General features: G+C 71.5%; 14 protein-coding genes and 1 pseudogene. 10 read left to right on the top strand and 5 right to left on the bottom strand.

The window, feature by feature from the left end:
- Nucleotides 1–281 precede the first annotated feature (281 nt).
- The 3 genes from ACIP98_RS37610 (at nucleotide 282) to ACIP98_RS37600 (ending at nucleotide 3,184) form a co-directional block, all read left to right on the top strand.
- On the top strand, nucleotides 282–1,484 hold the full coding sequence (locus tag ACIP98_RS37610) for an IS110 family transposase (protein WP_401980765.1): 1,203 nt from the start codon (nucleotides 282–284) through the stop codon (nucleotides 1,482–1,484).
- Between the two features lie 277 nt (nucleotides 1,485–1,761).
- Entirely contained in the window at nucleotides 1,762–2,364 is a 603-nt protein-coding gene (locus ACIP98_RS37605) for a sigma-70 family RNA polymerase sigma factor (protein ID WP_319663673.1), read from the top strand.
- A 25-nt stretch (nucleotides 2,365–2,389) separates the two neighbouring features.
- On the top strand, nucleotides 2,390–3,184 hold the full coding sequence (locus ACIP98_RS37600; protein ID WP_401980763.1) for an anti-sigma factor family protein: 795 nt from the start codon (nucleotides 2,390–2,392) through the stop codon (nucleotides 3,182–3,184).
- 556 nt (nucleotides 3,185–3,740) lie between these two features.
- On the opposite strand, the gene ACIP98_RS37595 is transcribed toward ACIP98_RS37600, so the two are convergent.
- From ACIP98_RS37595 to ACIP98_RS37580, 4 genes are all read right to left on the bottom strand, one after another.
- Nucleotides 3,741–4,031 carry a hypothetical protein gene (locus tag ACIP98_RS37595; protein WP_319663671.1) on the bottom strand — a complete coding sequence of 97 codons (291 nt, stop codon included), beginning with the start codon at nucleotides 4,029–4,031 and terminating at the stop codon, nucleotides 3,741–3,743.
- Nucleotides 4,032–4,098: 67 nt separating this feature from the next.
- Nucleotides 4,099–4,554, bottom strand: a complete 456-nt coding sequence (locus ACIP98_RS37590) for a hypothetical protein (RefSeq protein WP_401980760.1) — start codon at nucleotides 4,552–4,554, stop codon at nucleotides 4,099–4,101.
- Entirely contained in the window at nucleotides 4,551–5,564 is a 1,014-nt protein-coding gene (locus tag ACIP98_RS37585) for a metallophosphoesterase family protein (RefSeq protein WP_401980759.1), read from the bottom strand. The genes ACIP98_RS37590 and ACIP98_RS37585 overlap by 4 nt, the downstream gene beginning before the upstream one ends.
- Nucleotides 5,561–6,115, bottom strand: a complete 555-nt coding sequence (locus ACIP98_RS37580) for a cupredoxin family copper-binding protein (RefSeq protein WP_319663668.1) — start codon at nucleotides 6,113–6,115, stop codon at nucleotides 5,561–5,563. The genes ACIP98_RS37585 and ACIP98_RS37580 overlap by 4 nt, the downstream gene beginning before the upstream one ends.
- 653 nt (nucleotides 6,116–6,768) lie before the next feature.
- Between ACIP98_RS37580 and ACIP98_RS37575 the strand changes: the two genes are divergently transcribed.
- The 7 genes and pseudogenes from ACIP98_RS37575 (at nucleotide 6,769) to tatC (ending at nucleotide 11,456) form a co-directional block, all read left to right on the top strand.
- Nucleotides 6,769–7,125, top strand: coding sequence for a sigma factor (locus ACIP98_RS37575; RefSeq protein ID WP_401980756.1), 357 nt, complete (start codon nucleotides 6,769–6,771; stop codon nucleotides 7,123–7,125).
- A gap of 93 nt (nucleotides 7,126–7,218) precedes the next feature.
- Nucleotides 7,219–8,016 carry a zf-HC2 domain-containing protein gene (locus ACIP98_RS37570; RefSeq protein ID WP_401980753.1) on the top strand — a complete coding sequence of 266 codons (798 nt, stop codon included), beginning with the start codon at nucleotides 7,219–7,221 and terminating at the stop codon, nucleotides 8,014–8,016.
- Nucleotides 8,017–8,549: 533 nt separating this feature from the next.
- Nucleotides 8,550–8,978 carry an ATP-binding protein gene (locus ACIP98_RS37565; RefSeq protein ID WP_401980751.1) on the top strand — a complete coding sequence of 143 codons (429 nt, stop codon included), beginning with the start codon at nucleotides 8,550–8,552 and terminating at the stop codon, nucleotides 8,976–8,978.
- 217 nt (nucleotides 8,979–9,195) lie between these two features.
- Entirely contained in the window at nucleotides 9,196–9,609 is a 414-nt protein-coding gene (locus ACIP98_RS37560) for a hypothetical protein (protein ID WP_319663665.1), read from the top strand.
- 211 nt (nucleotides 9,610–9,820) lie between these two features.
- Nucleotides 9,821–9,925 (top strand): annotated as a pseudogene (locus tag ACIP98_RS37555) (LexA family protein); the annotation flags it as partial.
- Between the two features lie 34 nt (nucleotides 9,926–9,959).
- Entirely contained in the window at nucleotides 9,960–10,247 is a 288-nt protein-coding gene (tatA, locus tag ACIP98_RS37550; RefSeq protein ID WP_401980749.1) for a Sec-independent protein translocase subunit TatA, read from the top strand.
- Nucleotides 10,248–10,502: 255 nt separating this feature from the next.
- Nucleotides 10,503–11,456 carry a twin-arginine translocase subunit TatC gene (gene tatC / locus ACIP98_RS37545; protein ID WP_401980747.1) on the top strand — a complete coding sequence of 318 codons (954 nt, stop codon included), beginning with the start codon at nucleotides 10,503–10,505 and terminating at the stop codon, nucleotides 11,454–11,456.
- Nucleotides 11,457–11,878: 422 nt separating this feature from the next.
- On the opposite strand, the gene ACIP98_RS37540 is transcribed toward tatC, so the two are convergent.
- Nucleotides 11,879–12,967: an alkene reductase gene (locus ACIP98_RS37540; protein WP_401980744.1), complete on the bottom strand. Its 1,089-nt coding sequence runs from the start codon at nucleotides 12,965–12,967 to the stop codon at nucleotides 11,879–11,881.
- Between the last annotated feature and the right edge of the window lie 2 nt (nucleotides 12,968–12,969).

Here is a 12,969-nt window from a genome sequence, read left to right as displayed (position 1 = left end):
CCTGTGGGCCATGATCCGTGACGGAGCGTGCTACCAAGCCGTGTCCCCCAGCACCTCGACGGCTTGACAACGGCATTGGGAAGCCCCCTGTCGAACCGATGACCTGGGGGGTGGTGTCACCGGGCCCGAGGGGTGCCGTCGGAGACGCTGATGAGAGGTCTGACCACCGCCCGGCCGGGCGCAATGCCCGGCCGCAACCGGGCGGCAGGTCTGCATAACGTGGATGCGCGAGAACGGCCCCGGCGCCCAGGCCAGCACGGCATCGAGCAAGTGGGGGCACGATGATCGAAACAGGCGACGTGGGCGTCTTCCTCGGCCTGGACGTCGGCAAGAGCACGCACCACGGCCACGGGCTGACCCCGGCCGGCAAGAGGGTCTACGACAAACCCCTGCCCAACAGCGAGCCGAAACTGCGGGCCGTCTTCGAGAAACTGGCCGCGAAGTTCGGCACCGTCCTCGTCATCGTGGACCAGCCCGCCTCCATCGGCGCCCTGCCACTGGCGGTAGCCCGCGACACGGGCTGCCAGGTCGCCTACCTGCCAGGCCTTGCCATGCGACGGATCGCCGACCTCTACCCCGGTGAGGCGAAGACCGACGCGAAGGACGCGGCCGTGATCGCGGACGCCGCCCGCACCATGCCGCACACCCTGCGCTCGCTGGAGCTGACCGACGCCATCACCGCCGAGCTCACCGTGCTCGTGGGCTTCGACCAGGACCTCGCTGCTGAGGCCACCCGCACCTCCAACCGAATACGGGGCCTGCTCACCCAGTTCCACCCCAGCTTGGAACGCGTCCTCGGGCCCCGGCTCGACCACCAGGCCGTCACCTGGCTGCTGGAACGCTACGGTTCCCCGGCTGCCCTGCGGAAAGCCGGCCGCCGCAGGCTCGTCGAAGTGATCCGGCCCAAGGCCCCGCGCATGGCCACCCGGCTGATCGACGATGTCTTCGACGCCCTGGACGAGCAGACCGTCGTGGTTCCAGGGACCGGCACTCTCGACATTGTGGTGCCCTCGCTGGCCCGCTCTCTCGCGGCCGTTCACGAGCAACGACGCGCGTTGGAAGCCCAGATCGGGGCCCTGCTGGAGGCCCACCCTCTTTCCCAGGTCCTGACGTCTCTGCCCGGCGTCGGCGTCAGGACCGCCGCAGTCCTCCTGGCCACCGTCGGCGACGGCACCAGCTTCCCCACCGCCGCCCACCTCGCCTCCTACGCCGGCCTCGCACCGGCCACTAGGCAGTCAGGCACCTCCATCCACGGCGAACACGCACCCCGAGGCGGAAACCGGCAGCTCAAACGCGCGATGTTCCTCTCAGCCTTCGCCGCCCTCCACGACCCCGCCTCACGCACCTACTACGACAAGTGCCGGGCCCGCGGCAAAACCCACACCCAAGCCCTCCTCCGCCTCGCCCGCCACCGCATCAGCGTCCTGTTCGCCATGCTCCGCGACGGAACCTTCTACGAACCCAGAACCCCACGCCTGGCTTGACGAAAGACATAGAGGCACCCCCCGGCACTCCCCCCGATCCCCGAAGGACACCTCATACGGCCGGCGACCGCCTCACACACCACCTGCCCCGCCGCGCAACGCGCCCACCGGGCGCCAGGGCGTCCCCATCCCGCAGGGCTCGCCCACCAGGGAGGACGGGAGGGGAATCCCGGGATCGGTGCTTGTCGGGCTTCGCGGGTGCCGGGGCCGCGCAGTTCGACACGTAAGGACCTTTTACGAACTTTTGAATATATGCCCCATATGGGATCATTGCTTTATGCCGTGGAGTCTTCCGAAGCGCGATCCGACGAGCCAGCCGGATCGCCGCGGGAATCGCGTCTCCGACAGGGGGACCATTTCCCACGCGGACGAGGAACTGCTCCGCACGCTGTACGCCGAGCATGCCGGGCCGCTGTTCCACTTCGTCCTGCGACTGACCTCGGGAGACCGGCAATGGGCCGAGGACGTGGTGCAGGAGACACTGCTGCGGGCCTGGCAGCATCCCGCGGCGTTCGACCCCGAACGCGGTCCGGCCCGGGCGTGGCTGTGCACGGTCGCGCGGCATCTGGTCGTCGACGCCCGCCGGGCCCGCCGGGCCAGGCCGACCGAGGTGGACGGCGAGGTGCTGGAACAGGTCGCGGAGCGGACGGCCGGGGAGGACGAGATCGAGCAGGCGCTGCAGAGCTGGGCGGTGGCCGACGCCATCAGGACCCTGTCCCCGGAGCACCGGGCCGTGCTGCTGGAGACGTACTACAGGGGCCGGACGATGGTCGAGGCGGCGGGGGTGCTCGGCCTTCCGGTGGGCACCGTGAAGTCGCGGACGTACTACGCCTTGAAGGCGCTGCGGCTGGCGCTGCAGGAACGGGGTATCGAGCCGTGACAGCGGCATGGAGGAGGTGCGGACCATGACCATGAACGGCGGCTGCGACGTCGTCCGGTTCTCCCTGGGCGGGTACGTGCTGGGAACGCTGTCTCCGGCGGAGACGGAGCAGGTACGCGCCCACCTCGCGGAATGCGAGGAGTGCCGCGCCGAGCACGCCGAGCTGGCGGGACTGCCCGCGCTGCTCGCTACGGTCAGCGTGGCAGAAGCCGAGGCCGCGGCCGCGCCCGCAGCGAGCGAGGACCTGACCGATCGGCTCGTACAGCGGGCCGCCGCGAGCGCACAGCCGCAGCCCGCACGCGCTGCCGTACCGGGCACCTCGCGCAGAACCGAACCGGGCCGGCTCGACCGCTTGCTCCAGCAGGCCGCGTCCCGGCGCCGTACCGTCTGGCGGAGGCAGCTGGTCGGGGTCGCCACGGCCGCGACGCTCATCGCGGCGGCAGCCTCGGGCGGCACGTGGCTGGCTACCATCGCCTCCACTGGCAGCCAGGTGGCGCGGCCCGCACCGACGTCACCGGCCCCGGCCCGCACGTTTTCCGGAACAGACCCCACCACAGGCGTGTCCGCCTCGGTGAAGGTCTCGCCCGCCGCCTGGGGCAGTGCCCTGCAGGTCTCGGCCAAGGGAGCGCCCCCCGGGATCACGTGCAGGCTGCAAGCGGTCGGGGTCACGGGCACCACAGCGACCGCCGCCACCTGGCAGGCCGGCAAGTACCCGGGCGGCGCCAGGATTTCCGGGACGGTACCCATGTCCCCGGGAACGATCAGCCACTTCGACATCTACGCCGGCAGCGGCCAGAAGCTTCTCACCATCTCGGCGTGAGGCCTCGCCCCGGCTCGTACCTCGTGGCCGGCGTTGATAGTCGGCCATCAGCTCTCGTTCGGCACCGAGGCCCGCATGGAGGGGATGTGCGCGGCTTCGACGATCATGTGCGACGCGACGGCTGTGTCCGCGTTGGGACCCCCTGGGTGAGAGGGCGCAGCACGTCGGACCGGTGGTGTGGGGTCAGCGCTGCGCGACGTGTCGTGTGAGGGCCGGGGGCGAAGGGCGGCGTGGTCTTCGGCCATGGCGCGCAGGGGCTCGGTCAGCTCCGAAGTCGCTGGTCCCGGCAACTGTCGCCTTCCTGCTCGACGGCGAGTTGGCCATTGCCTGGCCGCACAAACTCCCCTACCGGCTCCTGCACGCCGCCGCCCGCAGCCTGGCCCTGGGCGCCACGACCTGGCGGCCGCCTTCACCCGGCTGCAGACCCTGCCCGGCCCGCCACCCGAGCCGGCACGGGCCGTTGCCGCCCGCCCACGCGTCGAGGCCCCTTGGAGGGCCCGGCCTGTGCGCGCCGGGCCCTCGGCACGTCCCGCGACCGCACACGGCCGGCAGGGCATCACCGATGCCGTCGTCCTGGCTCAGCCGGAGCCGACTGGAAAGCGGTGGCCAGGTCGTGCTCGGTGATCTCGTCGGCGGGGCGGTGGAGTGTCCAGCGGTGGACCCCGCCGTCCATGGGCAGCACCTCGACGACGGTTTCCCACGGCGGGTGGCCGAGCTCACCGCAGCCGAACTGGCGGATCATGACGGCGGTGTCGTCGTCCAGGCCGAGCAGGATGCGCACAGCGTCCCTCAGTTCGCGCAGGTGCGGACTCGGCCAGGCGATTCCTGGGCGTGGTTCCAGGTGCATGGGAGATACCCCCTTGGTTCCGGAAAGGTCGGCAGGTGGCGTGGACGGCGGGCTTCGCCGTGGCGGTTCAGTCCGGTGGTGTGCGGGTGGTGGCCCGGGGCCGGATCGGTGGCGTGAGGAGTGGTCGGGCAGCGCGGTGTTGTGCGGCCAGCGCCATCTGCCAGGCCGCGAGGAGCAGCAGCGTTCCGGTCTCGGCGAGGAGGCTGAGGAGGGCCTGCGGTGCGGGCTGCAGACCGCGCTCGGTGAATCCGAACACGCCCACGGTGCGCGAGGCGGCGAAACCGCCGAGGGCCCCGAGCGCGACGCCTGCCGCGGCGGCCCTCAGCAGCAGGGGTGGCGTCCCCCACAGCAGCAGGGCGGCGAGGGCGAAGGAGGTGCCGGCCTGGAGGAGGAACAGGGGGCCGATGAGGTGGACGAAGCGGTACTCGTCGAGGTAGAGCTCGGCGTGGATGTATCCGCCGGCGGCGAGGGTTGCGGCAGTCGCCCACCGCAGGACGAGGATGGGCAGCCTTCGGGTGTTCATGCCAGCCTCTGATCCTTGACGGCCAGTTCGCGATCGCCTTGGTGGTAGCCGACGCTGCGGATGCCCAGGGCGTCTTTGAGCTGCCGGGCGGGGACGACCTGCGGGGTGGGCGCGGGGGCACGGCCCGGCTTGGGCAGGGGGTAGGCGGTGGTGGTGGCGGAGTGGAAGGTGATGTTGCCCTCCGTCTTGGTGAACAGCTGGTGGACGTGCCCGTTGAGACAGGTGACGGAGGAGAAGCGGCGCAGGAGGGCGATGACCTTGAGGGCGTCGTCGGTGCTCCAGCCCCACTGCGGGTACATCGCGAACAGCGGGATGTGGCTGAAGACCACGATGGGGGTGTCCGACGGCAGTCCGGCGACGTCCTTGCGGACGAAGTCGATCTGCTCGTTGCCGAGGTGGCCGAGCTTCTCCAGGCTCAAGGTGTTGACCAGGGCGATGAAGTGCACGCCGTGGGTGTCGAAGCTGTACCAGCCGTCGCCGAGCGTGCCCGTGCCGAAGGTCCGCCGGTAGGTGCGGCCCGCATCGCCGATGGAGTCGTGCTCCCCCGGCACGGTGAAGACACGGTCTGTCTTCATTGCGGCCATCATCTGCTTGACCTGGTCGAACTGCCCGGCCGTGGACAGGTGGGTCAGATCGCCGCTGTGCATGACGAAGTCAGGCCTGAATCCCAGCGAGTTGACCTGGTTGATCGCTTCGGTGAACGAGCCGGCCACGTCGGTGTTCGCAGGACCCTGGAACCCGATATGGCTGTCGGAGACCTGCACGAACCGCAGCGTGCCGCTTCCCGCGGCGGCAGCACCGGCCCCGGCACCGGTTCCGGCACCGGCGTGGGTGTCCCGGGCGTCGGCGATGTGGCTGATCACCTCCCCGCCGGCCACGGTCAGTACCACCGCGCCGCCGAACCACCCCGCATGTCGCATGAGTTGGCGTCGGGTCATGCCGTGTTCGGTATCGGGCCGGCCGGCGTCGCGGTCCCGCGCTGCGTCGTGGCTGTCGTAGGAGTCGGTCATCGGGTCACCTCCACGGTGGCGGTCATGAACGGATGGATGGTGCAGAGGTAGGCGTAGGTGCCGGGTTTGGTGAACGTGTAGCGGTAGGTGGCGTGGGTGGCCAGGGCGGCGGACTGCAACGGGCCGCCCGCCTGGGCGCTGGTGACGGTGTGGGCGTCGGTGTCCTGGTTGGTCCAGGTCACCGTCGTCCCCGCCTTCACCTTCAGCGTGGCCGGGGAGAACGCGAAGTTCTTGATGGCCACGGCGTTCCCGGTCACCGGCGCGGCCGGCGCGCCCGCGCCCGAGTGAGTCGTGGGCATGTTCATGCTGGGCATCGGCGAGGCGCCGGGAGCGGTGCCCGCCGCCTTCCCCGGCCCTGCGGCACCGGGCATCCCGGCCGCTTGGTGCTGACCCGGACCGGGTGTGACGCCGCCGGCTCCGGAGGACGAGGGGTGCGACCACGGAGCGCACGAGCTGAGCAGCCCGAGCGCGCCGACGGTGGCGATGGTGGCGACGGCCAGCCCGGCCGCAACGCGTGATCGCCGGTCCGGTGTGCGGAAGTTCAGATGCATGGTGGTGGCTCCTGACTGGTCAGGCGGGGACGGGGGGCTGCGACGGCAGGGGCGCAGGCGACCGCAGGGATGTGGGGTGGATGCCGTGTTCACGGCCTGTCCCGACCGCTGCACGCGCACCGGCGCCGCGCGGAGCCGTCGCCGTGGCGTGCGCCAGGGGGCGGGCCGAGGCCGCGCGGTGGCGCCGACTTCGATGTGCGAGGGCACGGCGCGGGCGTGGCCGGCGCCAGGAACGCACGCGTCGCGTGGCGTGTCCCGGTCGCTTGCGATCCGTCCTTTGACACGGGGGGAATCGATTGAGGAACTGCGTGAAAGCCGGCTTCTGCCCAACTCCACGGACGGCGAGGGCCATACGGTTCGACGCATATGCACTTTTATGCGGCTTTTCGGTACCACCGCAGATCGGTCGGCCTGCCCGGCGCCGGGGTCGCGGTGATCGCGTGGGGCCAGCCGCCGGCGCACCTCCCGTGGCAGTCACCGAGTGCTTCCCGCCCCTCTCCGTGCGTTACAGAAAGGAGCCGTACAGATGTGCGCTGATCGGCTCATGTCCCGGAGTTCCTGAAACATGGCCTGCAGACCGATCCGGATCGCTCCCCGCGCCGTGTCTTGGGTAGAGGGACTCTTCGACCGAGGGCGAGGAACTGCTGCGCACCGTGCACGCGGAGCACGCAGGGCCCCTGTCTCACTACCTGCTGCGAGCGACCTCAGGAGACCGGCAATGGGCGGAGAACGTGGTGCAGAAGACGCCGCCGCGGGCGTGGCGGCATCCCGCCGCATTCGATCCCGCACGCGGCCCGGCCCTGGCACGGCTGCGCCCGGTCGCCCGGCATCCGGTCATCGACGCCCACCGGGCGAGGACACAAGCGAGCAGGCACCGCAGAGCCGGGTGGCTGCCGACGCCGTGCGGACGCTGCCCCCGGACCACCGCGCGGCACTGCCGGAGACCGGCTGCCGGGGCCGGAGCGTGGTGGAGGCCGCACGGGCGCCGGGCATCGCGCCGGGCACCGTGAAGCCACGGACCCACCACGCCCCGCACGCCCCGCGGCCGGCGCCCCGGGAGCGGGGGACCGAGCCATGACCGCGGTGCGCAGGAGGTGGCGACCATGAGTGCGAAGCACCACGCCCTCCGACTGGCGCTGGGGGGATACGTCCTGGGCACACTGCCCCCGGCAGAAACGGAACAGGTACGCGCCCACCTCACGGAATGCGACGAGTGCCGGGCCGAACACATCCGGCTGTCGGGACTGCCCTCGCTGCTGGCCACGGTGGCCGCGGCCGAAGCCGCCGGCCGCGCCGCGCCGGCGACGGCGGACGGGAAGCCGGCCGACCGGCTGGTGGCACGGGCAGCCAAAAGCACGCAGGGCCCCTCGCCCGCACGGCCTGCGCTGCCGGAAACACCGGAAACGCCGGCACCACAGGCGGGTGTCCTGGACAGGCTGCTGGGGCAGGCCGCAGCCCGGCGCCGCAGGACCTGGCGTCTGCAACTGGCCGGCGCCGCCGCCTCCCTGACGTTCGTCGCGGCAGCGGCCGGCGGCACATGGCTGGCGGCCACCGGATCCCTGAGCAGTCAGGCGACGCCGCCCGGGCCGACCGCGCCGGCCGCCTGGCGCACGTTCTCCGGAAGCGATCCCGCCACCGGCGTCTCGGCCACGGTGCAGGTCTACCCCTCCGCCTGGGGCAGTGTCCTCAAGGTCTCCGCCAAGGGCGCGCCCGCCGGAATCACCTGCCGGCTGCAGGCGGTGGGGCCGGGCGGCGCCAGGACGGACAGCGCCACCTGGCGGGCAGGCCAGTACCCTCCCGGCACCACGATCCCAGGGGCGGTTGCCATGTCCCCGGGAGCCATCGAGCACTTCGAGATGCTCGCAGGCAACGGCCGAAAGCTGCTCACCATCCGATCGTGAGGCATTGACGACAGCCATCACGCCGTGGTGCCGCCCCGCCCGCACCACCTGTCACCGGAGGCCGGCCGTGTCGGCACCGGGGCAGTTCAACGGCCTCGGTCGCCGGGCCGCGGCCCGCTCCCGTCACGCGGCTTCGACAGCGGTGGACCGGGCCGGCCACCCCGCACCGGGACCTCCCGGGAGCCGGGGCACCCTCACCGTCGGCTCCCGCGAACCGGCCCGGCCCCGGGCCGGCTTGCTGCGTGAGTGCCCCGCCGATCACGCGAGGGGACCGAACCACCGCCGTCCCGCCCGCCCGGGTACGGCATCGATCAAGCCCTGACACCGGCGCGTGGGTCCGGCCAGGCCGCCGTACCGACGAACCCACAAGAAATCAAGCAAAAGGTACGAATAGGTCGAACCGATGGGCATGCGCCGTCCGTGGAACTGAATGAGCGCGCCCACTCAAGGACCGGCCCCACCGACCGCCCCGACGTCGCCGGCGGCCTCCCCCCGTTCCGAGCTCCGCACCTCCACAGAAGAGCCACAAGACCATGTTCGTGACCGATTCTCCCCGCCCGATTTCGCTGCCCGACCAACCCTGCGCCCACCAGGCGTTGCTCACCCTGCCCGCGCGGGAGGCGCACGTCTCCGCCGCTCGTCACTTCGCGGCCGATCTGCTCGAGACCTGGAGCGTGCCCACAAGCGAGCGGGACTCCGCCGTTCTCATCGTCGACGAACTCGCCACCAACGCCGCCCAGTACGGCCGCGAGCGCATGACCCTGGTGCTCGTCCTCGACCACGGCACTCTTCACATCGTGGTCACCGACTCCGGCACGACCGTGGAGCGCCCTCGTCGCGACATCGCCCCCGACGAACACGGCCGCGGCACCGGCATCGTCCAGGACCTCGCCCAGTCGACCGAGGTCCACCAGACGGGCAGCGGCCGCGAGGTCCGCGCCTGCCTGAGGTGTTCGGCATGACCGGCCCGGGCGTTCCGCGCGAGCCGCGGCGCCGGGCCACCCGACGACCCCGCGCACTGGCCTTTGCGACCCGGGGGCCCCGCCCCGTCGACGGCCGCCCCGGCCCGGCCAAGGTTGCCCCGCGGTCCGCGGCGCATCCACCGGCCCTCGATCACCGCGGCCCCGACCACGACAGGGCGCCCTCCCGACGCCGCGGCGCTGGCGTATCGGAGCAGTGGTGAGCGTGGACCTCACCCCGAACGGCCTCGGTGCCCCGCCTGAGCGCGAGGCGTACGCGAATGCGCCCGATCTGCGCCGCGAGATGCACCAAGTCCTCGCCCTCGAGGCCGAACGCGACGGCCGCCAGGCACGGCCCCTCACCGGCCCCCCGGTCGACCCGACGGCCGCCGAACGGGCCCGCCTGCTGCGCCGGGCCGCCCTCATGGACCGGATGGCCATGGACGACCCCCGCCCCGGCCCCCTGGCGGCAGCCGCGGAAACCGCCGAACAACTCCTCCTGCACGACCGCCGCCATCCCGACCTCGTGGCCGGCCCGCACCACCCCGACACGACCACGCCCGCCCCCGGCCGCCGCTGCTACGTCCGCCAGGAGTACGCCGCCTGGACGGCCGCCGGGCGCCCCGGAACCTGAATTCGACACCGGCCTACCCGACAGGAAGAAGGACACATGACCCGCAGCGACTTCGACACCCGGCACGCCCCCGCAGCAGCCGGCCGACTCGCCAGCCGGCGACAGGAACGGTCACCCCAGTCAAAGCCGCTGAACGCACCGCGGCCGAACCCGAAGACGCACCGGCTGTTCCAGGCGCCCGAACGCGGTTGCCCCCAGGGGCAGCAGCCGGGACTGGGTGACGGTGCGCCGTCAGCCGGTCGCCGGGAACGGCGACATCGTCGCCGCGACGATCGCGGGCGAGGCCACGGTCAAGCACGGATCACCGAGGCAGGGATGAAGGCCGACGCGTTCGAAAGGGTGGTGTGACGATGTTCCGCAATGCGCTGGAGCCCTGGCACCTGCTGATCCTGGTCGCGGTGCTGGTCTTGATCTTCGGCTCGAAGAAACTCCCCGACACGGCCCGGGCGCTGGGCAGGTCCATGCGGATCCTCAAGAGCGAGACCAGGGCCATGAACGACGACAGCGCCCCGAACGAGCCACGCCCCGAGCCTGAGCCCGCGCCAGGACCGGGACCGAGGACGTTCCCGGACGCTCCCGAAGACACCGCCACCGCCCGCACCGCGCCTGCGGACAGCACGACCGGCCGCCGGGACTGAGCCCGGTCGTGCCCGCCCTCGGCCCATCCCCGCGACAAGACGCTGCCCGAAGCCTTGCCGGCCGGCTCACCTCTCGCGCTGCCCGGCCGCCCGCATCGCTGTCCGCGGTCCAGGCAGGACAGATCAGACCGCGGTAAGTGGTACCGACCTGCACCGACTATCGCCTGAACGCGCTAGGCCCAACCGGCGCCATGCCGAGCTGAACCGACGCAGGGCCGGCAGTCTCCGGTCCGCCGCACGAAATGAGGACATGGCGTGCCCCCATCGGCCCGCACCAAGGAAAGGGATCCCGAGCGGCGGATGCCGCTCGCGGAGCACCTTCGTGAGATCCGCAACCGGCTCACCAAGGCCGTCCTTGCCATCCTGGTCGTCACGATCGCCGCGGCCTTCTCCTACAAGGGCATCATCAACTTCTCCACCAGGCCGGTGCTGGACTCGGTCGGCTGCCCGACGTCCTTCGCCGATCTGGCCGAGCGGACCGCCAACACCACCTGCGCGCGGATCACGATCAACGGTCTGCTCGCGCCCTTCACCCTGGCGCTGAAGGTGTCCCTCATGGCCGGCGTCGTGCTGGCCTCGCCGGTATGGCTGTACCAGCTGTGGGCGTTCGTTGCCCCCGGCCTGCACAGGCACGAGCGCAGATACGCCTACGGGTTCGTCGGCGCGGGGGTCCCGCTGTTCTTCGGCGGCGCCTTCATCGCGTACAAGGTGCTGCCCACGACCGCGAAGGTACTGATCGGCCTCACCCCGCACGGGGTGGACAACCTGCTGCCGCTGGACGATCTGCTCGACCTCGTCACCCGCATGGTGGTCGTCTTCGGCCTCTCCTTCGAGATGCCGCTGCTGCTGGTGATGCTGAACCTCACCGGAGTGGTGTCCGGCCGGCGGATCATCGGATGGTGGCGCGGCATGATCATGGGGATCGCGGTCTTTTCGGCCGTGGCGACGCCGAGCACGGACCCGCTGACCATGCTGGCGCTGGCCGCACCGATCTGGGTGCTCTACTTCGCCGCCGTTGTCTTCTCGCTTCTCAACGACCGGCGCAAGGCCCGAAGACGGGCAGCGGAACCCGGCGACCACGAGACCTGCGACCTCGACCTCGACCTCGCACCGCAGGACATCGGCGAGGCGGAATCAGTGCCCGCCGGCCAGGCGTTGCCTGCGCAGCCGGACGCAGGCGACGACCGCTTCGACGGTGGGACGAGGTGACCTGAGAGGCCTTCAGCAGGGTCGGGACCTGGCGCGACGGCCTGTGAGGGCGGGCGCTGTCCATCGGATGGGGGTGCATCCGGGCCAGGACAGGTCGAGGCCGGGTGAGAGGGCATGCCGGTGCTGAGGTCAGGCCGCGGCGGACCCTCCGGTGCTGACGTGCTTCAGCCCGCGACCCGCGGCGGACACACCCTTTCGGAAGGCTGGTCGTGGAGGTGTGCTGGCGGCGGCGATAGTGGAAGGACACACAGGCGGCCCGCACGCTGTCCGCGTCGGGGCCGGTCCCGTCACCCAGGCGGCCCCATGTGCCGTACTGGCGTTGGCTGGTGAGCCAGTCCGGCAGAGCGGCACGAACTGGGTGTGGGGCAGCAGGAGGTTTCCTGCCGCCCCACACACCAACGCAGCGCCGGCGTCCTGCTTGCTCAGTTGGCGGTGAAGGCGGGGTAGTCGGTGTAGCCCTCGGAGTGACCGGCGTAGTAGGTGGACCGGTCGCCGTCGGCCAGCGGGTGGCCCTGCGCGAAGCGCTCGACCAGGTCGGGGTTGGCGATGAAGGGTTCGGCGAAGGAAACCGCGTTGACGGTCCCGTGGTCGAGGATCTGGTTGCCGAGGGCCTGCGTGAAGCCGAGGTTGGCGACGATGTTGCCCTGGTAGTGGGCGCGGTAGCGGGAGAAGAGGGCGATCCGCTCCTCGATCGTGCCGGGGGTGCCCAGGAGGTGCAGGTAGGCCAGGTTGCTGTCGTTGAGCTTCTTGAGCAGCTGGTCGTAGTCGGCGAGTGTCTCCTCGTCCGCGGTGAACGTGCCTCCGTTGTTCCAGCCCGGCGACATCTTCACGCTGACGCGGTCGCTGCCCCACACGTCACTGACGGCGTCGAGGATGTCGAGGAGGAACCGGGCCCGCTTCTCGCTGCTGCCTCCGTAGGCGTCGGTGCGCTGGTTGAGACGCGGGTTGAGGAACTGCGGGATCAAGTGGGACTGCTGGGCGTGGATCTCCACGCCGTCGAAGCCGGCGCGGCGGGCGTTCTCGGCCGCGTGGCGGTAGTCGGCGATGGTGGCGGCGATCTCGGCGGCGGTGTAGGCGCGCGGGGTGACGGTGTCCTTCGGGCCGGAGGGGGTGAAGGACTTCTCGCCGGGGTTGACGGCCGAGGGTCCGGCGGGCAGGCGGCCGCCGAGGTGGTCGGGGTGGGAGGCCGCGCCGAGGTGGCCGAACTGGGAGACGATCCGCCCGCCGGCCTCATGGACGGCTTCGGTGACCTTCGCCCAGCCGGCGGTCTGCGCATCGGTGTAGATGCCGGGCGCGTGGATGAAACCGATCGCGTCGGCGTTGACCCAGGTTCCCTCGGTGACGATCAGGCCGGCGCCGGCGCGCTGCGCGTAGTAGGTCGCGTGGAGGTCGGTGGGGGCCAGCTCGGCGTTCTGAGCGCGGGCGCGGGTCATGGGGGCCATGACGACGCTGTTGGCGAGGTCCAGTGCGCCGAGGCGGACGGGCTGCAGCAGGGGCTGGGTGGTGGTCATGA

The organism is Streptomyces sp. NPDC088354, from assembly GCF_044753585.1.
GTDB lineage: Bacteria > Actinomycetota > Actinomycetes > Streptomycetales > Streptomycetaceae > Actinacidiphila.
The sequence above is the reverse complement of the archived record's forward strand: the minus strand, read 5'-3'. Positions and strand labels throughout refer to the sequence as shown.